The organism is Halobaculum saliterrae (assembly GCF_009831625.1).
Classification (GTDB): domain Archaea; phylum Halobacteriota; class Halobacteria; order Halobacteriales; family Haloferacaceae; genus Halobaculum; species Halobaculum saliterrae.
The window spans coordinates 93,651-117,026 of sequence record NZ_WUUS01000010.1; the positions used below are offsets into that span (position 1 = coordinate 93,651).

Annotated in this window: 26 protein-coding genes and 1 other RNA gene; 13 read left to right on the plus strand and 14 right to left on the minus strand. The window is 70.4% G+C overall.

The genetic code is table 11. From position 1 onward, the window contains the following. Positions 1-6 precede the first annotated feature (6 nt). Positions 7-1,524 carry an RtcB family protein gene (locus tag GRX01_RS15405; RefSeq protein ID WP_159669562.1) on the plus strand — a complete coding sequence of 506 codons (1,518 nt, stop codon included), beginning with the start codon at positions 7-9 and terminating at the stop codon, positions 1,522-1,524. Positions 1,525-1,709: 185 nt separating this feature from the next. Here GRX01_RS15405 and GRX01_RS15410 read toward each other — a convergent pair whose 3' ends face one another. Beyond that, entirely contained in the window at positions 1,710-2,108 is a 399-nt protein-coding gene (locus GRX01_RS15410; protein ID WP_159669767.1) for a hypothetical protein, read from the minus strand. A 101-nt stretch (positions 2,109-2,209) separates the two neighbouring features. Between GRX01_RS15410 and GRX01_RS15415 the strand changes: the two genes are divergently transcribed. Continuing rightward, the gene (locus GRX01_RS15415) at positions 2,210-2,602 is read left to right on the plus strand and encodes a nuclear transport factor 2 family protein (protein WP_159669565.1); all 393 of its coding nucleotides are present in this window, start codon (positions 2,210-2,212) and stop codon (positions 2,600-2,602) included. Further along, entirely contained in the window at positions 2,602-2,823 is a 222-nt protein-coding gene (locus tag GRX01_RS15420; protein WP_159669568.1) for a hypothetical protein, read from the plus strand. Before GRX01_RS15415 ends, GRX01_RS15420 begins: the two co-directional genes overlap by 1 nt. A gap of 68 nt (positions 2,824-2,891) precedes the next feature. Here the strand turns inward: GRX01_RS15420 and GRX01_RS15425 are convergent, their stop codons facing one another. Further along, the gene (locus tag GRX01_RS15425; RefSeq protein WP_159669571.1) at positions 2,892-3,896 is read right to left on the minus strand and encodes a zinc-dependent metalloprotease; all 1,005 of its coding nucleotides are present in this window, start codon (positions 3,894-3,896) and stop codon (positions 2,892-2,894) included. A gap of 134 nt (positions 3,897-4,030) precedes the next feature. Between GRX01_RS15425 and GRX01_RS15430 the strand changes: the two genes are divergently transcribed. Further along, positions 4,031-5,425 (plus strand): NAD(P)/FAD-dependent oxidoreductase, encoded by a 1,395-nt coding sequence (locus GRX01_RS15430; RefSeq protein WP_159669574.1) that lies wholly within the window; start codon positions 4,031-4,033, stop codon positions 5,423-5,425. Positions 5,426-5,493: 68 nt separating this feature from the next. Here GRX01_RS15430 and GRX01_RS15435 read toward each other — a convergent pair whose 3' ends face one another. The 3 genes from GRX01_RS15435 to GRX01_RS15445 all read right to left on the minus strand — a co-directional run bounded on the left by GRX01_RS15435 (position 5,494) and on the right by GRX01_RS15445 (position 6,686). Beyond that, the gene (locus tag GRX01_RS15435) at positions 5,494-5,766 is read right to left on the minus strand and encodes a DUF7111 family protein (protein ID WP_159669577.1); all 273 of its coding nucleotides are present in this window, start codon (positions 5,764-5,766) and stop codon (positions 5,494-5,496) included. 117 nt (positions 5,767-5,883) lie between these two features. Then, an RNA gene (gene ffs, locus GRX01_RS15440) (signal recognition particle sRNA) lies at positions 5,884-6,198 on the minus strand. A 74-nt stretch (positions 6,199-6,272) separates the two neighbouring features. After that, on the minus strand, positions 6,273-6,686 hold the full coding sequence (locus GRX01_RS15445; RefSeq protein WP_159669579.1) for a DUF7548 family protein: 414 nt from the start codon (positions 6,684-6,686) through the stop codon (positions 6,273-6,275). A 147-nt stretch (positions 6,687-6,833) separates the two neighbouring features. Here GRX01_RS15445 and GRX01_RS15450 point away from each other — a divergent pair, with 147 nt between their 5' ends. Both GRX01_RS15450 and GRX01_RS15455 read left to right on the plus strand, forming a co-directional pair. After that, complete coding sequence (locus GRX01_RS15450; RefSeq protein WP_159669582.1) at positions 6,834-7,991, plus strand: thiolase family protein; 1,158 nt, start codon at positions 6,834-6,836, stop codon at positions 7,989-7,991. Beyond that, positions 7,988-8,425 (plus strand): nucleic acid-binding protein, encoded by a 438-nt coding sequence (locus GRX01_RS15455; protein WP_159669585.1) that lies wholly within the window; start codon positions 7,988-7,990, stop codon positions 8,423-8,425. Before GRX01_RS15450 ends, GRX01_RS15455 begins: the two co-directional genes overlap by 4 nt. Before the next feature lie 169 nt (positions 8,426-8,594). Here GRX01_RS15455 and GRX01_RS15460 read toward each other — a convergent pair whose 3' ends face one another. Both GRX01_RS15460 and GRX01_RS15465 read right to left on the minus strand, forming a co-directional pair. Beyond that, complete coding sequence (locus GRX01_RS15460) at positions 8,595-9,611, minus strand: DUF7547 family protein (protein ID WP_159669588.1); 1,017 nt, start codon at positions 9,609-9,611, stop codon at positions 8,595-8,597. Between the two features lie 79 nt (positions 9,612-9,690). Then, entirely contained in the window at positions 9,691-10,788 is a 1,098-nt protein-coding gene (locus GRX01_RS15465) for an NADH:flavin oxidoreductase/NADH oxidase (RefSeq protein ID WP_159669591.1), read from the minus strand. Between the two features lie 225 nt (positions 10,789-11,013). On the opposite strand from GRX01_RS15465, the gene GRX01_RS15470 reads away from it, so the two are divergent. Together GRX01_RS15470 and GRX01_RS18935 are read left to right on the plus strand one after the other, a co-directional pair. Beyond that, positions 11,014-11,853 carry a hypothetical protein gene (locus GRX01_RS15470; protein ID WP_159669594.1) on the plus strand — a complete coding sequence of 280 codons (840 nt, stop codon included), beginning with the start codon at positions 11,014-11,016 and terminating at the stop codon, positions 11,851-11,853. 114 nt (positions 11,854-11,967) lie between these two features. Beyond that, entirely contained in the window at positions 11,968-12,141 is a 174-nt protein-coding gene (locus GRX01_RS18935; protein WP_201289620.1) for a hypothetical protein, read from the plus strand. 124 nt (positions 12,142-12,265) lie between these two features. Here GRX01_RS18935 and dpsA read toward each other — a convergent pair whose 3' ends face one another. Both dpsA and GRX01_RS15480 read right to left on the minus strand, forming a co-directional pair. Beyond that, positions 12,266-12,814 (minus strand): DNA starvation/stationary phase protection protein DpsA, encoded by a 549-nt coding sequence (dpsA, locus tag GRX01_RS15475; protein WP_159669597.1) that lies wholly within the window; start codon positions 12,812-12,814, stop codon positions 12,266-12,268. Between the two features lie 120 nt (positions 12,815-12,934). Next, a complete protein-coding gene (locus GRX01_RS15480) occupies positions 12,935-13,714 on the minus strand; it encodes a carbon-nitrogen hydrolase family protein (RefSeq protein ID WP_159669600.1) in 780 nt (259 codons plus the stop codon). Between the two features lie 146 nt (positions 13,715-13,860). On the opposite strand from GRX01_RS15480, the gene GRX01_RS15485 reads away from it, so the two are divergent. Further along, positions 13,861-15,168, plus strand: a complete 1,308-nt coding sequence (locus GRX01_RS15485; protein WP_159669603.1) for a HEAT repeat domain-containing protein — start codon at positions 13,861-13,863, stop codon at positions 15,166-15,168. A 70-nt stretch (positions 15,169-15,238) separates the two neighbouring features. On the opposite strand, the gene GRX01_RS15490 is transcribed toward GRX01_RS15485, so the two are convergent. Further along, positions 15,239-15,478, minus strand: coding sequence for a hypothetical protein (locus GRX01_RS15490; protein ID WP_159669606.1), 240 nt, complete (start codon positions 15,476-15,478; stop codon positions 15,239-15,241). Between the two features lie 130 nt (positions 15,479-15,608). On the opposite strand from GRX01_RS15490, the gene GRX01_RS15495 reads away from it, so the two are divergent. Beyond that, positions 15,609-17,351, plus strand: coding sequence for a phospholipase D-like domain-containing protein (locus GRX01_RS15495; protein WP_159669609.1), 1,743 nt, complete (start codon positions 15,609-15,611; stop codon positions 17,349-17,351). A 72-nt stretch (positions 17,352-17,423) separates the two neighbouring features. Here the strand turns inward: GRX01_RS15495 and GRX01_RS15500 are convergent, their stop codons facing one another. After that, positions 17,424-19,340 carry a DHH family phosphoesterase gene (locus GRX01_RS15500; protein WP_159669612.1) on the minus strand — a complete coding sequence of 639 codons (1,917 nt, stop codon included), beginning with the start codon at positions 19,338-19,340 and terminating at the stop codon, positions 17,424-17,426. Positions 19,341-19,479: 139 nt separating this feature from the next. On the opposite strand from GRX01_RS15500, the gene GRX01_RS15505 reads away from it, so the two are divergent. Both GRX01_RS15505 and GRX01_RS15510 read left to right on the plus strand, forming a co-directional pair. Continuing rightward, positions 19,480-19,968 carry a Mov34/MPN/PAD-1 family protein gene (locus GRX01_RS15505; RefSeq protein WP_159669615.1) on the plus strand — a complete coding sequence of 163 codons (489 nt, stop codon included), beginning with the start codon at positions 19,480-19,482 and terminating at the stop codon, positions 19,966-19,968. After that, positions 19,961-20,479 carry an adenylyltransferase/cytidyltransferase family protein gene (locus tag GRX01_RS15510; RefSeq protein WP_159669618.1) on the plus strand — a complete coding sequence of 173 codons (519 nt, stop codon included), beginning with the start codon at positions 19,961-19,963 and terminating at the stop codon, positions 20,477-20,479. Before GRX01_RS15505 ends, GRX01_RS15510 begins: the two co-directional genes overlap by 8 nt. A 62-nt stretch (positions 20,480-20,541) precedes the next feature. On the opposite strand, the gene GRX01_RS15515 is transcribed toward GRX01_RS15510, so the two are convergent. The 3 genes from GRX01_RS15515 to GRX01_RS15525 form a co-directional block, all read right to left on the minus strand. Beyond that, on the minus strand, positions 20,542-20,913 hold the full coding sequence (locus tag GRX01_RS15515; RefSeq protein WP_159669621.1) for a hypothetical protein: 372 nt from the start codon (positions 20,911-20,913) through the stop codon (positions 20,542-20,544). A gap of 5 nt (positions 20,914-20,918) precedes the next feature. Further along, the gene (locus GRX01_RS15520; RefSeq protein ID WP_159669624.1) at positions 20,919-21,860 is read right to left on the minus strand and encodes a DUF1028 domain-containing protein; all 942 of its coding nucleotides are present in this window, start codon (positions 21,858-21,860) and stop codon (positions 20,919-20,921) included. A 160-nt stretch (positions 21,861-22,020) separates the two neighbouring features. Further along, entirely contained in the window at positions 22,021-22,428 is a 408-nt protein-coding gene (locus GRX01_RS15525; RefSeq protein ID WP_201289621.1) for a VOC family protein, read from the minus strand. A gap of 165 nt (positions 22,429-22,593) precedes the next feature. Here GRX01_RS15525 and GRX01_RS15530 point away from each other — a divergent pair, with 165 nt between their 5' ends. Next, positions 22,594-23,367: a DUF7117 family protein gene (locus tag GRX01_RS15530; RefSeq protein ID WP_159669630.1), complete on the plus strand. Its 774-nt coding sequence runs from the start codon at positions 22,594-22,596 to the stop codon at positions 23,365-23,367. The last annotated feature ends 9 nt before the right edge of the window (positions 23,368-23,376 follow it).

Below are 23,376 nucleotides of genomic sequence, written 5' to 3' on the forward strand. Positions count from 1 at the left end.
ACCGACATGACAGACACCGCCGAAACCCGCGAGTACGACGGGATCGAACTCCGCAAGGTCCGTGAGTTCGTCTGGGAGATCCCGCAGGAGGGAGGGATGAACGCTCCCGCACGCGTGCTCGCGAGCGACGCACTCCTCGAACAGATCGGCGACGACAAGACGCTCCAGCAACTGCGGAACGCGACACACCTGCCGGGGATCACGACCTACGCCGCGTGCATGCCCGACGGGCATCAGGGGTACGGGTTCCCCGTCGGCGGGGTCGGCGCGACCGACGCGGAGGACGGCTGTATCTCGCCCGGAGCGGTCGGCTACGACATCAACTGCGGCGTCCGGATGATCCGAACGAACCTCACCTACGAGGACCTACAGGGCAACGAGGAGGAACTCGTCGAGAGCCTCTTCGCGAACGTCCCCTCGGGGCTCGGCGGCGGCGGGATCGTCGAGGGCGACGCCGACACCGTCGAGGCGGTGCTCGAGCGCGGCATGGAGTGGGCGCTCGCGGAGGGGTACGCGACCGGGGACGACCTCGATCACTGCGAGGACGAGGGTCGTCGCCCCGACGCGCGCCCGGAGTTCGTCTCACAGAAGGCGAAGGACCGCGGTCGGAACCAGCTCGGAAGCCTCGGCTCGGGGAATCACTTCCTCGAGATCCAGCGCGTCACCGACGTGTTCGACGAGGCAATCGCCGACTCGTTCGGCCTCCAAGAGGATCAGATCGTCGTGTTGATCCACTGCGGGTCGCGCGGACTGGGCCACCAAGTGTGCACCGACTACCTCCGGAAGATCGAGAAAGGGCACGGCGACCTGCTCGAATCGCTTCCCGACAAGGAGCTCGCGGCGGCGCCCGCCGGCTCGGAGCTCGCCGACGAGTACTACGGCGCGATGTGCGCGGCGATCAACTTCGCGTGGGTGAACCGGCAGCTCATCACCCACCGGACGCGCCGCGTGTTCGAACGGGTGTTCCGCGCGGACGCCGACGAACTCGGGATGGAACTCCTCTACGACGTGGCCCACAATATCGCGAAGAAGGAAATCCACGAGGTCGGCGTCGACGAGGACGGCACCGCCGTACCCACGGAGGACGCCGTCGCTCACGAGGAGCGCGAGCTGTACGTCCACCGAAAGGGCGCTACGCGCGCGTTCCCGGCCGGTCGCGAGGAGGTTCCCGCGGCCTACCGCGACGTGGGGCAGCCGGTCATCATTCCCGGGAGCATGGGCGCCGGTAGCTACGTGCTCGTCGGCGGCGACGAGTCGCTCGCCCAGACCTTCGGCTCGACTGCTCACGGCGCCGGCCGAGTGATGAGCCGTACCGCTGCGAAGCAGGAGTACTGGGGGGAGACCGTGCAGGACGAGCTGCGCGACCAGGACCACATCTACGTGAAGGCACAGTCGGGCGCGACGGTCGCCGAGGAGGCGCCCGGCGTGTACAAGGACGTCGACGAGGTCGTCCGCGTGAGCGACGCGCTCGGCATCGGCGACAAGGTCGCTCGAACCTTCCCCGTCTGCAATATCAAGGGATAGCCGCTCCGCTCGTCGGAGGTGGGGCTGACAGGCGACGCCCCGCACCGTCCACGGCACGCGGCGTCGCACACCCGCGCTCGCACCGTGGTGACCGTCACGTCACGACGGCGATGGTCCCGGGTTCGTATTTGAACGTTCGGCCCGCGGGCGACCGCGATCGATTCGCGGGGATGCTGCGTTCGAAGTCAGTAGAATCCGCTCGACGGACCGGAAGGACCGTCGGGTTCCTCGGGCCCCGGGGGCGACTTCGATCCGCGACCCTCCGCGAGTTCGACGCGTTCCCCCTCCGTGTCGGCGCGTCGCGGGTCGATCTCGCGGCCGTCCTCGAACTTCACGAACGAGAGGTAGAACCGTTCCCCGCAGCCCTCTGCCTCCGCGGCGTCCTCGTCCGCAGGCGACGGGCACTCGCCGCAGACGAACGCGACGCCGTCGGCGGCGCCGTCCTCGAACGGCTCGTCGGGATCGGCGTACTCCCAGCCCTCGAACGGGTACGGCGTGACGGCCTTGTCCGAGAGGTAGCCGTCGCGCTCCAGTTCGACGAGCGTCCCGCAGTGAGGACAGTAGTAGGTGACCGGGTAGCCCATACCGGATCCGAGGGGCCGGCGGCACTTGCCTCCGTCGGCGGCGTCGTCCCGCGGCTCCCGGAACGCGGATTTCAAGCCCCCGGACCCCCAGTCGGGATCCAATGACACCCGAGGAGACGGTACGGGCGTACTACGACGCCCTCCGGGCGGGCGAGGCGCTCGCGCCGTTTTTCGTCGAGTCGCCGGCGACGGTGAAGGTAGGGATCAGCGAACGGCTCGTGGGGTACGCCGAGATCGCGAACGCCCTGCGCGAGCAGACGCGAACGACCGAAGACTGGAGCGTTCAGAGCCACGACCTGCAGGTCGTCGAACGCGACGGGGCCGCCGCCGTCGCCGACGCGGTGTCGCTGTCGTGGTACGACGCCGAGGCGTTCGCCGAGCGCTCGTTCGAGACGCGCTGGAGCGGGACGCTTCTCCCCGGTGAGGACGGGTGGGCGTTCGCGGGGATGCACGTCTCGGTCGGGACCGACCTCGATTCGGGTATCGATCGCTGATGGTCGGCCCGAGCATCACGAAGGAGAAGCGCGACGCGACGAACCGACGGCTCAAGGTCGGGCTGGTGCTCCTCATCGGCGTCTCGGGCGGACTCGTGTCGTTACAGGCGGACCCGACGCCGGCACAGATCGCCGCGGCCATCGGCGTCTCGCTCCTCATCGGTGTGGCGCTGACGTGGTTCGTCGTGCGGACGCTGAAGGAGTACTCACCCAAGCGGTAGCCGGCCGGACCGAGTCAGTCGGACGGCCGCGCCCGGGGTTCCGGCGTCCGTAGTTCTGTCACCCGCAGTCAGGCGACTCGCCGGACCCACGCGTCCGGGTCGTCGAGCTCCGCGTCGCTCGGGAGGTTCGCGGGTCGCTCCCACACAAGCGACGCGGTCCGGAGGTCGGTGCGGTCGGCGACGGTCGAGAAGAACGCCGCGCCGCGCTCGTACTGTCGACGCTTCATCCCGAACCCCAGCAGCCGCTTGAACAGGTTCGTGATCGGGTCGCCCCCCTGTCGACGCGCGTCGAGCTTCTCGCGGAGGTCGTCGTACTCGTCGTCGAACGCGCGGTCCATGAGCAGTTCGGCGTACCCCTCGACGGCCGTCATCGCCGTGTTGAGGTCTGCGAACGCGTCGATCGGACCGCTCCCGTCGCGACCGGGACTGGCGAGTTCGAGCAGCGACGACTCGTCGGTCATCGACGCGATCCCCGACTCCAGTCGGTCCTCGAGATACCCCGGAAGCCACGCCGCCGCCGCGAACTCCGCGGCGTGGGCGACCTCGTGAAAGGCGATCCACCGACGGAATCGCGGGTAACCGACGTCCAACTCCACCGCGGCCTCGCGAATGTTCGGCCGGACAAAGTACAGCCCGTGATCGGTGGGGTCGGCATCCGCGAGCAACAGCGGGTCGTACTGCCCGAGGACGTTCCGCGCGAGAAACGCGACCGTCACGGCCATCGTCCCGGTGTTCAACGAACGGGCCACGCCCGGGACCCCGCCGCCGGTCACGGTGTCGTCCAGCGGGCGCAGCACACGCCGGAAGGTGTCGACGTTCGCGTCGATCCAGTGATGGCGATGTTGTACCTCGATGCTCCCGGGGAGGTCGAACTCGACGCCGGAGGCCTCCCGGAGGCCGTCGCGGGCGGCCCGCACGTCGTCGGCGATCGCCGCCCGTTCAGCCGGCTCCATCCGCAGGTCGCCGGGCTCACAGCCGCCCTTTGCGGCCTCCGCGACGGCGTCCCAGTCGATGACGCCGTCCGGGGGGTCCGCCGCGCCGGCGATCGCGCGAACGCTCCGCGAGAGATCCATACCGTGACTCGGCCGTCCGGCGGGATAGACCTTCCCCCGAGGCAGCGCGCCCCTGGTCGACCGACGCGGTATCCCGACCGGTCGTCCGGGTGTGCTTCGGGCGATTTAAGAGCGATCCGCGGTCCGATCGGGGCATGCAACGAGTCGACGTCGCCATCGCCGGCGGCGGACCGGCGGGATCGGCCGCCGCCCACGCCGCCGCCTCCCGCGGGGCCGACGCCGTCGTCCTCGAGAAGGGCGTCCCCCGTGCGGACCGGCAGGGGCTCGGCCCGGACTCGACGGACGCCGCGGGCATCCTCGACTACTGGGTCGACATCATGGGGATCCACCCCGACGAGTTCCCCGAGGGCGTCGTTCAGGACGAACTCGACCGCGCGGAGTTCGTGGGGCCGAACGAGGCCTGCACCCTCCGCTCGACCGGCATCGAGTCGAGCTACGACGGGTTCGGCTACACCATGCACCGCGCGCGTTTCGACGACTTCATGCGCGATCGGGCGGAGGAGGCGGGAGCCGAGTACCGCGTCAAGGCGTCCGTGAAGGACGTGGAGACGGACCTCTCGGCGGGCGTCGGCGGCGACGACCCCCGCCACGTGCTCTCGCTGGCCGGCGGCGACGAGGTCGGCGCGGACTTCCTCGTGCTCGCGGACGGCCCCCAGCGCACGGTGACGAACCGCGTGCTCGATCGCTTCCTGCCCGACGGGCGGAAGGCCTCCGAGCGCCTCGCGTCGACGGAGAACAACCACATCGCCTATCAGGAGTATCGGAGGTTCCCGCCGGAGGTGTACGACGAGGTCGACGGCGCGATCACGTTCTGGTGGGGCGTCATGCCCGGCCACACCGCCTATCCATGGGTGTTCCCGAACGCCGACCGTGTCTGTCGCGTCGGGCTGACGATGCCCATCGGGATGGACCTCGACGAGGTCGAAGACAGGGAGGAGTACGCGCTCATCCACGATGACGACGAACGGATCCCCTCGGGGAAGGAGTACGTCCGCCGGATCTTGGAGCGCGAGTGGGGCGACGAGTACGACATCGAGGAGGACTTCCCGGTCGTCGAGGACGCCGGCAAGACGAACGGCACGGAGACGTACCCCATCTCCTCGACGAACCCGATCGAGAGCCCCGTCGACGCCGGGATCTGCGTGACCGGCGGCGCGATGGGCGCCACCAGCGCCTTCCACGAGGGCGGCGATCACGTCGCCGTTCGCACAGGCGCCATCGCGGGCGAACTGGCGGCCGAGGGCGACGTGTCCGCCTACAACGAGCGCTGGAAGGAGGCCATCGGCGACGAGTTGCTTCGCAACGTCGCGCTCGCGGAACTGTGCCGCGGATACGGCCCGGACGACTGGGACGACACGTTCCGCATCGGCCGCGAGATGCTCGCCGACGACGGCGACCGCGGGATGTTCGAACGGAAGTTCGGCGCCGGCTGGGGCGCGGCGAAGCTCCTCCTGCGGTACCAGTGGATCAAGTGGCGGAACCGCGGCGGTCGGTACGTCCAGATGACCGAGGACGAGTACGCGTACTGAGTCGACGACGACGACGTCGCCCCCGCGGAGGGCGTCGCTGCCGCGTCCGTCGCGGCGACCGGATCCGCCTACATCCCCATGTCCGCCGCATCCTCCGGGACCGGGAGGTCGTGGACCGCGACGCCGAGCAGTTCCGCGACGTGGTCCAGAGCCATGTCGAAGCCGTAGTACCGCTCCAACTCGTCGCCGGCGGCGCCGCCGTCGCGCACCTTCAGCATCGCGTACCCCTCGACGTTCTGCGCGATCGCCGCGCGGCGGCCGTCGCGCTCGACCGTCAGCAGTCGCTCGGTGTCGGTCTCCTCGTACGTCGCCGTGATGCCGTCGGCCTCGGCGCTGCTCATACGCGAACATGGGACGGCAGGTACTCGGCGGTTGCGGTCGCGACACGTCGGTCGCGGGACGGGTGGCCGAGTTCGGGCGCGGCGGTGCGGCCGCTCCGGGTGTGAAAGCGAGATGAATGGCGGACGGACCGGAGTTGCCCGGGGGTTCCACCGTGGGGAATCCCGGTCGCTGACTCCGCCCCGCGGCCCGACGAGCGACGGACGTCCGGCGGTGGGCTGCTCGCTTCCGCGCCTGACCCGATTCCGCCGACGAACCGGGGGAGCGCACCCCTGCGGGTGCGTCCCGGCGGACCGTCGTCCCCGGCGGACGAGGCTTCCCCGTCAGCTTCCGAGGCCCGCGACGGGCGCCCCGGACGCCTCCGGCGTTCGGTCCCCGCTGAAGACTCTATTGCGGGAGACGAGCAGGGCCTAACTGCCCGACCTAGTCCACCCCGAGGTAGTTCGGTTCGACTTAAGTCCCTTGCGGTACGGCGCTCCGGGAGGTCGACGGAATCGACTGCCGGCGGTCAGACGACCGCGTTGGCGAACGCCCCCGCGCTGAGCGGGACGAGCGCCGCGACGCCGACGACGAGCCAGCGGTGCCAGAGGATCCACGTCGCCGACTGCGGGAACGAGTAGAGGTTCTGCACGTCGACCGCCATCGCCCACGCGGTCGCGAGCGCCAGCAGGCCGACGCCGGCGACGAGGGCGATCCCCGCGACGGTGCTTGCGGGGCGACGCTCCTGTCGTCCCGACAGGAAGACCACGACGAGGAGCACGGCGAGGAACGCGACGCCGGCGGCACCGACGGGTCCGGAGGAGTAGTAGACGCCCAGCCCCGTTCCGGCGTCTGCGATGAGAACGAGCGGTGCGGCCAACACGGACAGCAGCGCGAGGCAGGCGACGACGCCCGCGACGGGCGCGGAGTCGGCGAGGTTCATATGTCAGGATGAGCGTCCGGCGCGCACTTAACGTCCGGCGATCGGTCGTCTCGACGAACGGGACGGGGAGGGCGTGCCGGTTCCACCGGGGGGAATCCGGATCGCCCGAAGGGGAACGCCGAAGTGCTCCCCCGCGGAGAGGCAGGTATGGAAGACGTGGCAATCATCGGCGCGTCCATGACCCGGTTCGGGCAGCGGGACGCGTGGATCCGCGAGCTGCTGGCTGAGGCCGGACAGGCGTGCCTCGAGGACGCCGGGATGTCGGCAGACGCCGTCGACCATCTGTACGTCTCGAACATGGCCAGCGGCGAGTTCGAGGGACAGACGGGCGTCCCGAACGCGCTCGCACACGACCTGCAGGCGGTGCCCGCGTACACGGCCCGCATCGACCAGACCTCCTCCTCGGGCGGCGCGGGCATCTACGCGGCCTGGCAGTCGGTCGCATCCGGCGCCTCCGAGGTGACGCTGCTCGTCGGCGGCGAGAAGATGACCCACCGCACGACCGCGGAGGCGACCGACGTGATCGCCTCGCTCACGCACCCCTGCGAGTACAAACACGGGCTCACGCTCCCGAGCTTCGCGGGCCTCACCGCGCGCCTGTACCTCGACACCTACGACGCCCCGCGTGAGAGCCTCGGGAAGGTGGCCGTCAAGAACCACAGGAACGGCGTCGACAACCCGCACGCACAGTTCCGCAAGGAGGTCGATCTGGAGACGGTACTCGACTCGCCGATCGTCGCCGACCCCCTACGGCTGTACGACTTCTGTCCGATCACCGACGGCTCGGCGGCGCTGTTGTTCTGTCCGGTCTCCGTCGCCGAGGAGCACGCCGACGAGTACGTCCGCGTCTCGGGCATCGGGGGCGCGACGGACACGCACGTCGTCCACGAGCGCGCGGACCCGACGACCATGCGCGGCGTCGTCGAATCCAGCGACCGCGCCTACGAGATGGCCGACCTGTCGCCCGACGACGTGGACGTGGCCGAACTGCACGACATGTTCACGATCCTCGAGTTCCTCCAGTTCGAGGACCTCGGCTTCGCCGAGAAGGGCGAGGGGTGGAGGGCGATCGAGTCGGGGCGCACCGAGCGCGACGGCGAGCTCCCGATCAACACCTCCGGCGGGCTGAAGTCGAAGGGACATCCGCTCGGCGCCTCCGGCGTCGCCCAGGCGTACGAGATCGTCCAGCAGCTCCGCGGCGACGCGGGGAAACGGCAGGTCGACGCCGACGTGGGACTCGCGTGCAACGTGGGCGGGTTCGGGAACTGCGTAACCACCGCGATCCTCGAGGGGGTGGACGCATGAGCGACGAGCGCGCGGACGAGCGGAGCGAGTCCACGAACGGAGCAGGGGGCGAACCGACCCGCGACGACGCGCCCGCCTTCGAGGCCGCCCGCTACCCGGACGGCTCGATCACCTATCCCGCCCACCCGGTCGGGCCGGACGGCGAGGCGCCTGTCGGGACGGTCGACCTGAACGAGCACACCGCCGAGGTGATCACGTGGACCACGTCGACGGCGACGCCGCCCGGCGTGCGCGAGCCGAACCACGTCGCGATCGTCGAGTTCGACGTGGACGGCGAACCCGTGCGCGCGATCGGACAGGTCACGACGGGAGACGTCGACATCGGCGACGAGGTCGAGCCGGTGTACTGCGATCAGCTCCGCGATCCGGCGGCCGGGATCCGTGAACCTGCCAGCCAGGAGTGGGACGGGTTCCGGTTCCGACCCGTCGAGTGATCGGGCCATGAGGGCCGCCCCGGGAGCGACAGCGAGAACGGCGTCTCCGGCGGAACCGGGGTCGTCCTCGCGGGGGTCGCCGGTGGCGCGATCGGGTCCTCCGTGAACCGCCGATATCGGAGCGGAGACGCGACCTGATCACGGGGTCGCGAGAAGGGGTCCTACGAGTTCAGTCGCGATCCTTCTGGCCGTCGCTGTCGTCCTCGTCGGCGGCATCGGCGCCGTTGCCGTTGTCGTCGCCGTCGACCGAGTTCTCGTCGCGGCCGTCAGCGTCGGCGTCGGCGGCATCCGCCGCGCGGTCGTCGGCGTCGTCCCGGAGCTCGCGTTTGATCGACTCCAGTTCGGAGTCGACGTCGACCTCCGGATGCGGGTCGCCCCCGTCGGCGTCGTTCGTGTCGTTGTCGGCGTCGCCGGAGTCACCTTCGGACGCGTCGTCGCCGTCGTCACCCGACTCGTCCGGGTCCCCGACCTCGATGGTGACCGGGCCGTCGTCGTGGCCGTGATCCGTTCGAGGTTCGCGGTCAGCCCGAGGTCCGCGGCCCGCCCGGCGCTCGCGGTCGCGCTCGCGGTCGACGACCTCCCGCGACTCGCGGACGCGGCGCTCCAGTTCGGCGCTCAACTCGCGCGCGTCGGCGACGAGGTCGCGGCTTCCCTCGTCCTCTGGGAGGTCCGCCTCCGAGAGCGTCTCGCGGAGGCGCTCCAGCGCGTCCGACGCGTCGGTGGCCGCACGGTCGGTCGCGGCGGTGACGCCCTCGCCCAGCGCGTCAGAGAACACCGACCGGGCGAGGCCGCGAGCGTCCCGACGGGTGCGGCGCGAACCGCGTCCGCGACGCCGGTCGGCGGGCGCCTCGCCGGGCGCAGCGAGGTCGATGACTCCGCGGAGGAGTTCGAGCGTCTCGATCGTCGCCTCGAGGACGGCCACGACCGTCGGGATGGTGTAGTCGCTCGTGAAACGGAACAGCTCCCCCGGCGCCGGCGGACGAGGGGGACTGCGACCGCGCCCGCGCCGGTCCCAGCGATCCGCGGCTGGCCGTCGATCGCGATCGCCCGCGGCTCGGTCGTCGCGGTCGTCCGCACGCTCGTGCTCGCGGAGTTCCGCACGGAGGTCCGACAGCGTCGTCTCCAACTCGGAGACGAGCGCCGCGAGCTCCTCGGCGTCGTCCGGGTCGCGGGAGGGATCGCTCATGAGGTGGAGGTTGAGCGCGTGCCGTGAAAAGCGTTCACTCGGTCGACTGATCCGGGGGTGGACGGGACGGGTGGATCAGTCAGCGCGGTTTCGCGCGGCGGTACTGCACGGGCCACTCGACATCCTCACCGAGTTCGTTCGCCGCGTGCAGCGGCCAGTACGGCGAGCGGAGGAACTCCCGGGCCATGAGCACCGCGTCGGCGCGATCGTTCGCGACGATCTCCTCGGCCTGCGTCGGCTCGGTGATGCCGCCGACCGAGGCGACGGCCATGTCGGCGCCGACCTCCTCGACGTGCTCGCGGATCGTCTCCGCGTACGGGAGCTGGTAGCTCGGCCCGGCGTACGGCACCTCCTGTGCCGGCGAGATGCCGCCCGAACTCACGTCGAGGAGATCGGCGCCGGCCTCTGCCAGCAGCGGGGCGAGCCGCGCCGACTGCTCCACGTCCCACGACTCGCGGTCGTCGATCCAGTCGGTCGCGGAGATACGCACGAACACCGGCTTGTCGTCGGGCCACACCTCACGGACGACCTCGGTCACCTCGCGCACGAGCCGGGTCCGGTTCTCGAAGGAGCCGCCGTACTCGTCGTCGCGGTCGTTGGCGACCGGCGAGAGGAACTCGTGCAGCAGATAGCCGTGGGCGGCGTGCACCTCCGCGACCTCGAAGCCGGCGTCGAGCGCGCGCTCGGCGGCCGCGGCGAAGTCGTCGATCACGCCGTCTATCTCCGTAACGGAGAGGCCGTTCGTCGGGTGTTCGTCGCCGTCGCGTGGGTACGGGCCCGACGGCGCGTCGACCTCCCAGCCGCCCTCGTCGAGGGGAACGGGGTCGCCGCCGTCCCAGGGACGGTGCGTCGACGCCTTCCGACCGGCGTGCGCCAGCTGGATCGCGGGCACGGATCCCTGTCCACGGACGAACTCGGCGATCCCGGCCCACTCGTCCGCCTGCTCGTCGGTCCAGATGCCCACGTCGTTTGGCGTGATCCGACCCTCCGGCGAGACCGCGGTCGCCTCGGCCATCACCAGCCCGGCGCCGCCGACGGCCCGAGAGCCGAGATGGACGAGGTGCCAGTCGGTCGGGACGCCCTCGGTCGCGGAGTACTGACACATGGGCGAGACGAACACGCGGTTGGGGATCTCGGTGTCCCGCAGCGTGAGCGGCGAGAACAGGTGGTCGACCATGTCCACGGTACAGCCGCGTCGGTACAAACGGCTGGCGACGACAGAGGGGATTGCCACTTTCGGCGAGCGACGGGAGCACGAGCCGTCGACGCCGGCGTCGGTCTCGACCGAGGAGTCGCGGGCGTCGACGACCGCGGCCGGAGAGTCGCCGCCGCCGATGATCCCGACGCCGTCCGGGCTTCCGGTTCCCTCGATTTTTCAATCGCGGTCGGTCTCTGAGGGGCCATGGGACTCTCCACGGACGAGATCATGCAGATCAGCCTCGACCTCGTCGACTGGGACGATACGCCGGCCGACAGCACCGTCTACGTCCCCGGCGAGGACATCGAGACCGCGCTCGTGGGCATCGACCTCGAGTCGCCGGAGATCCAGTTGGCCCACGATCAGGACTACGATCTGGCGCTTGCGCACCATCCGACGGGGATGTCCGCCCGCCTCGACTTCCCGCAGGTGCTCGACACACAGGTGGAGTTCATGACGGATCACGGCGTCCCGGAGGAGGTCGCCGAGGAGGCCGTCGCCGACCTCCGATCGCGAATGGACCACGGCGGTCACTCCAGCAACTACCGCCACGATCCGAGCGTCGCAGAACTGCTCGACCAGCCGTACCTCAACACGCACCTCGCGCCCGACGAGTACGGCCGGCGCGTCTTCCGGGAGGTCGCCGACGGGTTGGCCGACGACGCGACCGCCGGCGACTTCGTCGACGCACTGGGCGAGATCCCCGAACTCGACGCCGCCGAGACCGACGTACTGCTCCGCCTCGGCGACCGGGAGAACGATCTGGGGGAGGTGGCAGTCCACCACGCCGCGGGAACGAACGGCGGCGCGTCCGTCGCCCGCGCGTACTTCGAGCACGGCGTCGATACCGTCCTCTACATCCACGTCGGCGCCGGCGACACGGACGAGTTGCGCGAGGAGTTCGCCGGCGAGGCGAAGAACCTCGTGGTCACCGGGCACATCGCCAGCGACGCGATCGGCATGAACGCGGTGATCGACGCGCTGGAGGAGCGCGGCGTCGAGTGCGACACGATCTCCGGGTGCGGAATCGGTCACGGGGAGTGACCCGTACGGCGGATCGCGGGCGCGATACGCGGTGGTCGTCACGGATCGTTTAGGCCGGCCTACCGTTTAGGGCTACCAAAACCTATATGCCCTCGGGGGCGCGAGACACCTGTAATGACGCACGATGTGCTCGCGGGTCGGGAGGAGACGGAGACCCCGGAGCGTGACCGCTCCCCCGAGACGGACGTCGCCGCCCTCCGTACGTGTCCCGACAGGACGGTGTTCTCCGAGAACAGCAACGCCGACGGCTGGATATCGACGGACCTGACGGTCGACCTCGAACGGTAGACGCGCGACCCCTCGAACCGCTTTCGAGACGTCTCTTGCCTGCTGGCTTCTCACCCGCGTCCTCACGCGGACTCTCAAAAATCAAGTGACTGGGGGGAGTCGAACGCTCGTCGTTCGCCGCGGCTTACTGCATCGCGCCCTCGGTGACGAGCGTGTCGTCCTCGAGGTAGTGCTCGATGTGGTGGGCGTCCTCCTCGACCTGCACGATGTTCTCGCGAAGGATCTCGCCCGTAGCGGGGTCGCCGAGACTGTCCGCGAGCTCGACGTGCTCACGGAGCGTCTCGATGATGTCGCCGTACATCTCCATGTCGTTCGCCAGCGACGTGCGGATGTCGTACACGTCCTCGTCCTCGGGTTCGACCGGCGACTCCGACTCCAAGGTCGCCATCGACGCGTGCGGGACGCCGCCCAGTGCCTGCAGCCGTTCGGCGAGCACGTCCGCGAACGCCTCCGCGTTCTCGGCCGCCTCGCCGAGGAACAGGTGCAGGTCGCGGAACTCCGCGCCCTCGACGTTCCAGTGGTGCTTGCGAAGCTGGTGATACAGGACGTACGTCGCCGCGAGATCGGTGTTGAGCGCGTCGACGATCTGTTCGGCCTTCTCGGCGTCCATCCGGAGCGCCTCGCTTCCCTCGACTTCCCCTGCCGACTTGAGTACGCGTTTCTGAGTGCTCATCTGTACTCATAGATACGGGCCGGACCCTCATAAAACCCGGTGTAAGTGAACTTCTTTTTCGGTATGGCAAAATCTATTTTCGTGTTAAGAAATACCACGATGGGCGTTGGCGGAGCTCCCTCACTCGCTGTGGTCGTCCAGCACTGGGATGAACTCGCGTTGGTCGGCGAGCACCTCGGGGTCGAGTTCCGCGATCAGATCGCGCTCGTCTCGGTTGAGCGCCGCCGTGACGTGTCCGTCGGGACGGACGACCGCCGACCGCCCGGCGTACTCCGTGGATCGGGCTTCGGCCACGTCGCGCGCCCCGGTCCGGCCCGCCCCGATCACCCAGCGGACGCCGTCCAGCGCCCGAGCGCGCAACAGGAGCCGCCAGTTCTCCGAGTGGGCGGCCGGCCAGGCGCCGGCGACGAACAGCGCGTCGACCCGCTCGGCCGCGAGCGCGGCGCTGTCGTCGACGAAGTTGAGGTCGTAGCAGGTGAGCAGTCCGGTCGACCCCGCGGGCGTCTCGACGGTCACCTGCTCGTCGCCGGCGGTCAACATGTCCGACTCGTCGGCCCAGAGGTGCCGTTTCCGGTACACGGTCGTGTCTCCGCTCGGATCGACGTACGCGAGCGCGTTGTACAGGGACCCGTCGCTCGTGCCGCGTTCGACGTAGCCCGCGAGGACCGCGAGGTCGTCGGCGTCGGCGACGGCGCGGATCCGGTCGAGTTCCGGCCCGTCGCGGTCGAGTGCGACCGCCTCGATGCGCTCGTCGGCGACGAATCCGGTCAGCGCGTACTCCGGGAACAGCGCCACGTCGACGCAGTCGGGGAGGCCGGCGGCGCGAGCGGCGACGGTGTCGAGGTTTCCCTCCACGTCGAGATCCGAGACGGAGAGCTGTGGGACGGCGACGGTGGCCATGATCGTCGCGTCGCCGTCAACTGGAATAATAGCCGGGGTTGACGGGAGTGGACGACGGGCCGGATTCGAACCGCGTCCCACCTGCGAGGGGTGCCGTCGCTCGGAATATGGAAACGCCCTTGTAGCCGACACACCCATCGACGGGCATGAGCGACGACGACCCGGCCGAGGAGTCAGGCGACCCCGAGGACGCCGAGGAGACGGAACTCGTCCCCGAGGTGTCCGTCGAGGACCTCGACGCCCGGCTGGACGAGACCGCCGAGGCGCTCGAGGCCGCCGAGACCGAGGCCGACCTCGACGACGTGGAGGCCGATCTGGACGAGGTCGAGGCGGACCTGGAGCGCGCCGACCTCCCGGAACCGGACGAGGACGACGAGGACGCGGAGGACCCGCGAGCCGACCTCGAGTCGCGGCTCTCGGATCAACGCGACGATCTCGCGGACCAGCGCGGTCCGTACGCGTCCGACGCCGTCGACGAGGTCGAGTCCGCTCAGTCGACGATCGCCGACACGCGGTGGACCGAGTCGGGCGAGGCCGACCTCCCCGCGGTCGTCGACGAGTTCCTCGACGCGATGAACGAGGTGCTCGAGACGGATCTCAACCGCGCGGGCGACGACGACCCCGAATCGCTGGCCGACGCGCTCGACGACGCCGTCGCGGCCGTCGAGGAGGCGGATCTGGACGCCGACGACGATGCGGAGACCATCGCGGCGCTGCTCGAGGCGACCGACGGGCTGGGGACGGGCGTCGACGACGCCGAGGAGTGGGACGACCTCCAGACCCACGAGCAGCTCCAGGCGCAGGGCTTCTACGACGTGCTCGGGCACTACAAGGACTTCCCGCCGGAGCTGTCGGCGCTGAAGGAGCACGAACAGCAGGGGAACGTCGAGATGGTGCTGCTCGCGCTGGACTCGCTGGAGTCGGAGTTCATGGAGGAGCACTGTCTGGACGCGCTCACCCGGATGAACGACGACGGCGCCTTCGAGGCGATGCACCAGCGCGCACAGAAGCGCGACCAACCCGCGATCCGCGCGCTCGGCAAGATGGCCGCCGAGGACGCCGTCGAGACGCTCGTCGAGTACGTCGACTCCGACTCGAACCCGGTCCTGCAGAAGGTGACGTTCAAGGCGCTCGGCGAGATCGGCCACGAGGACGCCGTACAGCCCCTCGTGAACAAGCTCGTCATGGACGACGACGAGGTGCGGCCGTACGCCGCCCGCGCGCTCGGACTCATCGGCGACGCCCGCGCCGTCGACCCGCTTGCCGACGCCGCGGCCGACGACGACAGCGACAACGTCCGTGCGGCCGCCCTGTGGGCGCTGCGCCAGATCGGCACCGAGGCGGCCCTGGAGGCCGCCGCCGAGTTCGACGACGACCGCACGTTCATCGTGCAGACCGAGGCCGAGAAGGCGCGCGACGCCCTCGACGCCGCGGGCGAGGAAGTCGTCGCGTAAGACGGGACCCGAACCGCGAACGACTCCTCCTCGCAGTTCCCCGGCGTCACCCGACGAGTTCGGTTCGCCGCTACAGCAGTTCCCCGACGAACAGCAGCGCGAAGCCCAACGAGACGAGCAGCCCCCCGACCCGACCGAGGTTCGTGTGTTCGGTGACCTCGCTGGGCGCGATATCGACGTCGTAGCTGTCCCACTCCTCCTCATATGAGACGTACGAAGGGACCTGGAAGAACTCCACGGCGATGAGGGCGCCGCCGACGGCGCCCAACGCGGCTCCGGCGAGCCTGACCCCCTCGGCGATGGTGACCATACCACCCATCCGCCGTCGTCGGAGCAAAAACGCACCGAAGCCGGCCGGATGCGAACACCGAGTCGCCCCGGACGGACCCGGCGGCAACGCGGCGAGGGTTGAAATACGAACAAGCGGCCAGACCATCGCAGTGGTTCGCCTCCTCGCCGTGATCGCGTCCGTTCTCCTCCTCGTCGTGGCGACGCCAGCGACGCCGGCGGCCCTCGCGACGAACGCGGAGCCGCCGGCACCGACGACGGTCGCTGGACCCTCGGCGAGTCAGACGGCGGTCACCACGACCACGAACAACACGACGGAGACGGACGACGAGCCGAACGGACCCCGACTCGTCGGGCTTCTCCCGAACCCCGTCACCACCGACGACGCGGGGGAGTACGTCCTCCTGTGGCTGCCGCCCGGGAACTGGACCGTCGACGACGGAGAGGGGAGTGTCACCATCCGCCAGCGACGGGCCGGCAGGGTCGTCGTGACGGGCGACCCGGAGGCGCCGTCCGTGCCCACGCCATGGCGCGTCGTCACCCCGGGGCTCGCGCTGTCGAACGCCGGCGAGCGTGTCCTGCTCCGACGGAGCGGGCCGAACGGGTCGATCGTCGACGCCGTCGAGTACGGACGCGCTCCGGAAGGCGAGCGGTGGGTCCGAGACGGGAATCCGCGGTGGCAACCGGTCGGGCTCGAGTTCCGCGACCCGGTTCCGTTGGGGGCCGCGAACGCGACGGCGTTCGTGCTCCCGGACGCCCCGTCGGAACCGATCGTCCCCATCAGGGCGGCCGACGAGCGGGTGTTCCTCGCGGGGTACACCTTCGGCTCCGAACGCGTCGCCGAGGAACTGATCGCCGCCCGTGAACGGGGCGCCTCGGTGCGGGTGCTCCTCGACGGCGGCCCGGTCGGCGGTGTCTCCGCGCGGCAAGCCGACCTCCTCGATTCGCTCGTCGCCGCCGGCGTCGAGGTCCGGGTGATCGCCGGTCCGCACGCCAGATTCCGGTACCATCACGCGAAGTACGCCGTCGCCGACGACACCGCGGTCGTGCTCACGGAGAACTGGAAGCCCAGCGGAACCGGCGGGGGCGACAGCCGCGGGTGGGGCGTCACCCTCCGGTCGCCGCCCGCCGCGGAGGCGCTCGCGGAACTGTTTCGCGCCGACGCCGGGTGGCGCGACGCCGTCCCGTGGGACCGGTATCGCGGCGGACGATCGTTCGAGCGAGCCGACGCGGCGACAGGATCGTACCCAGCACGCCATCCGCCGGCGGAGGTGCGAGTCGAGCGCGTGCGGCTGCTGACCGCGCCCGGGAACGCGGAGTCGGTGGTCGTCGCGGCCGTCGACGACGCCGAAAGCGGTGTCGACGTCCTCCAACCGACTGTCGAGGACGGGCCGATGCTCGCGTCGCTCCGCCGGGCGGCGGAGCGGGGCGTACAGGTGCGGCTGCTGCTGTCGGGCACCTGGCATCTCGCGGAGGAGAACGCCGCGCTCGTCGACGAGCTGAACCGCTGGGCCGACGCCGCTGGCGTCCCGTTCGAGGCGCGGGTCGCGGAGCCGACCGACCGCTACGGCGAGATCCACGCGAAGGGGGTCGTCGCCGACGACACTGCGCTCGTCGGGTCGCTCAACTGGAACCCGACGAGCGCGCGCGAGAACCGCGAGGTCGTCGTCGCGCTGGAGGGCGAGGCGGTCGCGGCGTACTACCGGGAGAGCTTCGAGGCTGACTGGCGGGCCGGTCGAGGAGTGGCGTCCGCGTTCGGCGAACTCCCGCCGGCAGTCGCTGTCGGCGCGGTCGGGGCCGTCGCCGGGGCGACGCTGTTCCTCCGTCGGCGGCTGACGATCGAGGACACGGACGGGGGGCGGGACGGGACCGATCGCGACGGACCGGTCGGGTGACCGTCACGGTCGCAGTCGAGCCCGCGATCGGCACCACCGGATGCGGTTCCCGCGTCGATCGTCGGGTTCGCGTCAGTCGTCGAGCTCGATCGTCGTCGACAGCTCCTCGTCGAGTTCGGCGTCGGCCATCTTCTCGACGAGCGCGTCGATGACGTCCTCGCGGCGCCCCTCGACGAACTTGATCGAGCCGACGACGAGGTGACCGCCGCCGGAGACGCCCCCGCCGACGACCTCCTCGTTGAGTTCGGTGACCATCTGTGGAATGTCCAGCCGAACGCCGTCCGAGCGAAGGACCGCGAAGTCCGGGCCGTAGCCGATCGTGATGACGGGCTCGCCGGTCGCGCGGACCTTCCTGTCGTGGAGTTCGCCCGTCGTGTTGCCGGGCGCGGGGTAGGTGAACCGCTTGGCGAAGTTCTCCAGATCGATCCGGTAGAGGTGCGCGTCGGAGTCGAGCCGCTCGTGTTCCACGTGGGGCTCGACCGCGTCGAGCTGTTCCTCCACGTCGCGCTCGGCGCGCGTCGAGAGGAACTCGACCAGCTCGCGGTGACGCTCCTCGTCGTCGCTGCCCACGTTGAGGACGTCGCTCACGAGCGTCTTGCCCTCGCTGTATCGCAGCCAGTGGGCGGCGTAGTCGAGCGCCTCGCCGATGTCCTCGATGGCCTCGGGGTCGTATCCGGCCGTCTCAGCCAGCTCGAGGAACTCCTCCATCACCTCCGCCTTCGAGCGGTCCGACAGCCCAGCGACCGCGGGGACGTGACGGAGCTCGTCGGTGACGCTCGGATCGATGAGCCGTGCGAGCTCGACGCACATCATTCCCGTCGTGATGCGGTAGTCCTCGTCGTGGATGTAGGGGTTGACGTGGTGGTCGAGCAGGTCGTCCACCGCGTCGGGGTCCGGGTGGTGGTGGTCGACGACGGCGATGGGCACGTCGTAGTGCGTGAGGTTCTTGTAGGCGGGCACGTCCTCCTCGGTCGATCCGTTGTCGAGCATGAGGAGGAACGGGAGCTTCTGTCCGTGACGGGCACGCCCCTCCAGCGCGAAGTTGAGGTCGCGCGTCACGTCCTCCATCTCGTAGTACGGCGCCTTGCTCGGGAGTCGCTTGAGAGTGTGCCGCGCCGCGTCGTCGCCCTCGTGGACCTCCTCGATGTAGTTCTCCAGCGCGAGCTGGACCGGGATGGCCGCGCACATGCCGTCGCCGTCGGCGTGGTGGCGGATCCGGATCGGGCGTCCCTCCAACACCGTCCGCCGGAGGGTCCGCGCGAGCTCCTCCAGTTCGGGCCGGAGCTTCTCGAACGCCTCCCACTCGACGAGCGGCTCGACCGACTCGGGCTCGGCGCGCTCGCCCATCGCTTCATCGAGCCGCTCACGGGCGGCCGCCGCCGTCTCACCCGAGAGCACGGTCACGTCGTCGACCTCCAGCTGTCTGGAGCCGTCGTGCGTCTCGATGGAGCCGGAGATGCGGACGATATCGCCCATCCCGACGGCGGGGTACGCGCGGACGCCCGCCTCCTCGAAGGCGGCCGCCGCGAGCACGCCGGACTCGTCGGCGACGTGGAAGATCGTCGGGCCGCCGGTCTGTTTGATCTGGGTGATCTCTCCCTCGACGGTCACGCTGTCGCCGACCGTCGCGTCGCCGATCGTCGTGATCTCCGGCTCGTGTTCGACCGCGAGCACGTTCGCCTCGTCGAGGTCGACGTCGGCGAGGTCGAACGACACGTCGCCGTTCTCCTTCAGTTCCTCGAGCACGACGACCAGTTCGTCCCCGACGGCGAACGTCCGGCCGTCGAGGTTCGACTCGTGGAGCAGGCCGGACACGTTCTCGGAGACGTCGACGAAGACGCCGTAGTCGACGACGCCGTTGACCTCCGCGCGGTAGCGTGCGCCGACATCCACGTCGGAGAGCGTGCAGGCGGGATCGAGATCGTAAACCACGGGTCGGGAATCCCCCTCCCCGTTCTCGCCGGGGTCTCCGGCGGCGGAATCACTCATACCGAACGGTGGGTGACGGCGAGTGTTAAGGGTTGTAGTATCGCTCCGGCGACGAACGACCGCGGAGCGGTCGGCCGTGAGGCGTCCGGCAAGCGGGGGTATCGACACCCTTAGTTGGCGTCCAACCCGTGTTCCAGTAATGCGACTGTTCCGGTCGAGCGAGCTGCTCGGCATCGCGGCGGACACACTCCGGTTCGCGTTGGAGGCCTCCCGGGACACGCACCCGAACGAGTACATGGGCTTCCTCCGGGCGACCGACGCGCGCGACCTCGGCCTCGACCGGACCGGGCAGGTGATCACCGACGTGCTCGTGATTCCCGGCACCACCTCGACGCCGGAGTCGGCGACCGTCCGCGAACACATGAAGCCGAACTCCTCGCGGGCGGTCGGCTCGGTCCACTCACACCCGAACGGCGTCCTCCGTCCCTCCGACGCCGACCTGGCGACGTTCCACGCGGGGGAGGCCCACATCATCATCGGGGCGCCCTACGAGCGCGACTGCTGGCGGGCGTTCGACTCCGACGGTGACCCCCGCGATCTCGACGTGATCGACGTGCCGCTGCCGGAGGACGAGGCGTTCTTCGACTTCGACCAGACCGACATCGACGCGGAGCTGTACGATGAGTGAGGGAAGCGACGGGAGCCGGGATGACGACGGGGGCGTGCAGGAGGACGCTGCCGACTCCCCGCGGATCGCGCTCGCACAGGGGACCTTCGACATCCTCCACCCCGGACACCTCCACTACCTCGAGGACGCGGCCGCGCGCGGCGACGAGCTCCACGTCATCGTGGCCCGCCGGGAGAACGTCACCCACAAGTCGAAGCCCGTCTGTCCCGACCGACAGCGTCGGGACATGATCGACGCGCTCGAGATCGTCGACGAGGCACACCTCGGCCATCCGGAGGACCTGTTCGTTCCGGTCCGCGAGATCGGACCGGACGTGATCGTGCTCGGATTCGATCAACACCACGACGAGTCCGCCATCGCCGACGCGCTCGCGGCCGAGGGCATCGACGCCGAAGTGGCGCGCGCAACGGGCCGAGAACCACGCTACGAGGGCGAACTCCTCTCGACGGGCGACATCGTCGACAGACTGCTCCGCGAGCGCGGACGGCGTTCGCACTCGGGTCCGGAGTAGTCCCGTCGGCGGCGCTGCCCACGTCGGTCCTATCGGGGAAGCCGACGCCGAGTCCAGCGGCCTCAGGCGTCCGGGAGCGTCGCCTGCCAGAGGTACATCGGCGCGGCGCCGACGGCGAGGACGCCGACCGCGACGGCGACGAGCGCCAGCGCGCGCAGCGTCGGCGACGCCGACAGCGACGCGCGGAACACGGCCGGGGTGCCCGCCGCGAGCAGGAGGGCGCCCGCGGCCCACAGTCCGAACGCCCGCCGGGTGACCGCGGCGTCGACGCCGTCCTCGAGGCGGACGTAGACGGCGACGAGACCGATCCCCGCCGCGAGCGCGACGCCGGCGCCGACGAACGCGAGCACGACGGTGAGCAGTTGGAACGCCGGAAGCTGCGCGATCGGGGCGACAGCGGCGGCGTCGGGGGCGACGAGGGCGGGGGCGGACACGGGAACTACAGCCGGTCGTAGCGCTGGAGTCCGTGCCAGATGGCGTCGACCATCCGCGATTCGCCGTCCCCCTTGCGTCCGGCGGCGCCGCGGTCGTCCCCGGCCGCCTCCTCCCACCCCCGGGCGAGGGCGTCCTCGATGACCGTCAGCGAGTGGTTCTCGAAGTTGTTCATGCCGCGGAAGTCCTCGAGCGCCGCCCGCTCCTCCTCCCCGAACGAGGCGTCGGGCTCCGCGTCGAGGAACCCCAGGTCCGCGAGCGTCGCCGAGACCGCCAGCGCCGCGTCGCCGGTCAGCTCCGCGGGGTCGTCGGGCTCCTCGCGGGCGAGCAGCGTCACGTCGTAGAGCTTGAACACCCGCTCCAATTCGTCGATGGGGCGCTCGTGGTCGTCGACGCGAACGTCCACCCAGCGATCGTTGCGCCCGTCGTAGCCCCCCTCGGGCTTGGCGACGTACAGCGCGGCCGACTGCTCGCCGCGGGAGTCGCCTCCGGCGTCGTTTCCGGCGTGCAGCGCCGCGATGAGCCGGTCCGGGAGTCCCCCCTCGGACACCTCGAACGCCTCCGCCATCGCGTCGATCGTCGCCTCGTTCTCGAGGATGTTCCCCTGAACCGTGTAGTGCTCGCCATGTCGGTCGCCGGCGACATCGAAACACTCGTCGCCGGTGAACGCCGCCGGCTCGCCGTCGAGGCCGACGACCCCGATCTGTCGCTGTGGGGCCTCGTCGTCGGCGTCGGTGAGCGCCTCGATCGCCTCGGCGGCGGTGTGCCCCTCGCGGAGGAGGTCGAGCCCGTCCGGCCCGTACGCGACGTTCGCGAAGCTCTGCGTGGCGATCGCGCCGGCGTCGGCGGAGACGAACGGGACGACGGCTCCGACGGAGACGAACTTCGACTGGACCGCGACCCCGACCGCGTCGGTCTCGGGATCGCGCGCGGCGATGGAGAACGTCATTCGGTGGCATCTGCGGCGGGGACGGCAAAAGCGTGCCGGGGTGCGGTCGGACCGGTATCGAGACGGAGTCGGAAGTCAAGACGGAGGTCGAGACGAAGTCGAAAGTCGAGACGGAGGCGGTCGGGGACGGGTCCGGAGCGTGAACCCGGAGAACGGCCGCCTACGACACGTGCTCGATGAGTTCGACGATGGTGCCGGCGGGGTCGACGAGGAACGCGATCCGGAGGTCGCCGAAGCGCTCGGGACCCATCACCCAGTCGACGCCGGCGCCGGCGGCGTCGATCGCCTCGCGGGCGGCGTCGACGTCGTCGACGACGAACCCGAAGTGGAGCAGGCCGTTCGGCATCGACTCCACGTCGCCGGTCGCCTCGTAGGGCGCCCGATCGAAGACGTACACGCGCTTGTCGGCCACCTCGAGGGCGACGTGCTCGACCGCGGTCGCGCCCTCGCCGTCGTCGGCGTGGCCCCGCTCGATGACGGTCCCGTCGAACGCCTCCTCGTAGAACGCCGCCGTCGCATCCACGTCGTCGGCCTTCAGCGCCACGTGGAAGAACGAGTTCGGTGTCACGGGCCGTCCGTCGCCCCCCGCGACCAAGGGGTTTCCGGCGGATCGAGGGTGTTCACGGGGGCCCGTGGCGCTCGCGGCGATGGTCCCGTGCCGCCGCCGCGACGGAGAGGTGCACGTCGCCGTGGCGACGAGGCGTTTTTCCCCGTACCGCCGGTACGGGCGGGCATGGACGTCCGGGGCGATCGCGAGTGCAAGGAGTGCGGGACCCGCTGGTCGTACTTCGAGACGGGGAGCGTCGCGTGTCCGGACTGCGGAAGCCTCCGGAGCGTCGGCACCGGCGAACGACGGAGACACACCGACGCGCCGGCGGAGTTGGATCTCACCTCCGTGTTGGCCGAGATCGACGGTACTCCCCTCGTGGACCTCGTCGACGAGATCAAATCGGAGTGCCGGGCGTATCTCCGCAAGCGAGGGTTCATCCGCGGCGGCGACCTCGCGCCGCTCGACGACGCGTACCTCGCGGCCGCCGAGTTACGCCACGCCGCGGACGTGTACGGACGGATCGCCGGTCCCGGCGGCGGCCGAGCGGACGCGACCATGGGCGAGCGCGGGCCCGAGGGGACCTCCCCGGGCGTCACCGACGACGAGGAGTGGTACGTCACGGCCCTCCTGCGCGCGACCGACACGGGCGAGCGACCGAGTGCGGGCGAGGTGCCGCCGCGGATGCACGAGGCGCGGGGCCTCGCCGCCGCCGAGGCGGTACTCGAGTACCGCACGGACGTGGCGAGGTACCTCGAGGACCACCCGGACCCGGAGGCGAGCAGGACGCTCGGCGCCGTCCGCGACCGCGCGAAGCGGATCGACGCGCTGGAGGGCGACGTTGCGCCCGCGGAGGCGGACGCGCTCGTCGACGCGGCCGTCGAGTTGGGTCGGTACCTCGTCGCCGACGACGTGGAGGCCCTGGCGAGCGCGCGGGAGCGCCTCGACGACACCGAGTGAGGCCGCACT

Bases quoted from the DNA above. Each gene is read 5' to 3' on its own strand.
- GRX01_RS15445 (WP_159669579.1), bottom strand. From the start codon at position 6,686: ATGAACCTCGCCGACTCCGCGCCCGTCGCGGGCGTCGTCGCCTGCCTC.
- GRX01_RS15455 (WP_159669585.1), top strand. From the start codon at position 7,988: ATGAGCGACGAGCGCGCGGACGAGCGGAGCGAGTCCACGAACGGAGCA.
- GRX01_RS15435 (WP_159669577.1), bottom strand. From the start codon at position 5,766: ATGAGCAGCGCCGAGGCCGACGGCATCACGGCGACGTACGAGGAGACC.
- GRX01_RS15485 (WP_159669603.1), top strand. From the start codon at position 13,861: ATGAGCGACGACGACCCGGCCGAGGAGTCAGGCGACCCCGAGGACGCC.
- GRX01_RS15415 (WP_159669565.1), top strand. From the start codon at position 2,210: ATGACACCCGAGGAGACGGTACGGGCGTACTACGACGCCCTCCGGGCG.
- GRX01_RS18935 (WP_201289620.1), top strand. From the start codon at position 11,968: ATGACGCACGATGTGCTCGCGGGTCGGGAGGAGACGGAGACCCCGGAG.
- GRX01_RS15405 (WP_159669562.1), top strand. From the start codon at position 7: ATGACAGACACCGCCGAAACCCGCGAGTACGACGGGATCGAACTCCGC.
- GRX01_RS15425 (WP_159669571.1), bottom strand. From the start codon at position 3,896: ATGGATCTCTCGCGGAGCGTTCGCGCGATCGCCGGCGCGGCGGACCCC.
- GRX01_RS15420 (WP_159669568.1), top strand. From the start codon at position 2,602: ATGGTCGGCCCGAGCATCACGAAGGAGAAGCGCGACGCGACGAACCGA.
- dpsA (WP_159669597.1), bottom strand. From the start codon at position 12,814: ATGAGCACTCAGAAACGCGTACTCAAGTCGGCAGGGGAAGTCGAGGGA.
- GRX01_RS15410 (WP_159669767.1), bottom strand. From the start codon at position 2,108: ATGGGCTACCCGGTCACCTACTACTGTCCTCACTGCGGGACGCTCGTC.
- GRX01_RS15505 (WP_159669615.1), top strand. From the start codon at position 19,480: ATGCGACTGTTCCGGTCGAGCGAGCTGCTCGGCATCGCGGCGGACACA.
- GRX01_RS15490 (WP_159669606.1), bottom strand. From the start codon at position 15,478: ATGGTCACCATCGCCGAGGGGGTCAGGCTCGCCGGAGCCGCGTTGGGC.
- GRX01_RS15430 (WP_159669574.1), top strand. From the start codon at position 4,031: ATGCAACGAGTCGACGTCGCCATCGCCGGCGGCGGACCGGCGGGATCG.
- GRX01_RS15500 (WP_159669612.1), bottom strand. From the start codon at position 19,340: ATGAGTGATTCCGCCGCCGGAGACCCCGGCGAGAACGGGGAGGGGGAT.
- GRX01_RS15450 (WP_159669582.1), top strand. From the start codon at position 6,834: ATGGAAGACGTGGCAATCATCGGCGCGTCCATGACCCGGTTCGGGCAG.
- GRX01_RS15530 (WP_159669630.1), top strand. From the start codon at position 22,594: ATGGACGTCCGGGGCGATCGCGAGTGCAAGGAGTGCGGGACCCGCTGG.
- GRX01_RS15510 (WP_159669618.1), top strand. From the start codon at position 19,961: ATGAGTGAGGGAAGCGACGGGAGCCGGGATGACGACGGGGGCGTGCAG.
- GRX01_RS15480 (WP_159669600.1), bottom strand. From the start codon at position 13,714: ATGGCCACCGTCGCCGTCCCACAGCTCTCCGTCTCGGATCTCGACGTG.
- GRX01_RS15520 (WP_159669624.1), bottom strand. From the start codon at position 21,860: ATGACGTTCTCCATCGCCGCGCGCGATCCCGAGACCGACGCGGTCGGG.
- GRX01_RS15470 (WP_159669594.1), top strand. From the start codon at position 11,014: ATGGGACTCTCCACGGACGAGATCATGCAGATCAGCCTCGACCTCGTC.
- GRX01_RS15460 (WP_159669588.1), bottom strand. From the start codon at position 9,611: ATGAGCGATCCCTCCCGCGACCCGGACGACGCCGAGGAGCTCGCGGCG.
- GRX01_RS15465 (WP_159669591.1), bottom strand. From the start codon at position 10,788: ATGGTCGACCACCTGTTCTCGCCGCTCACGCTGCGGGACACCGAGATC.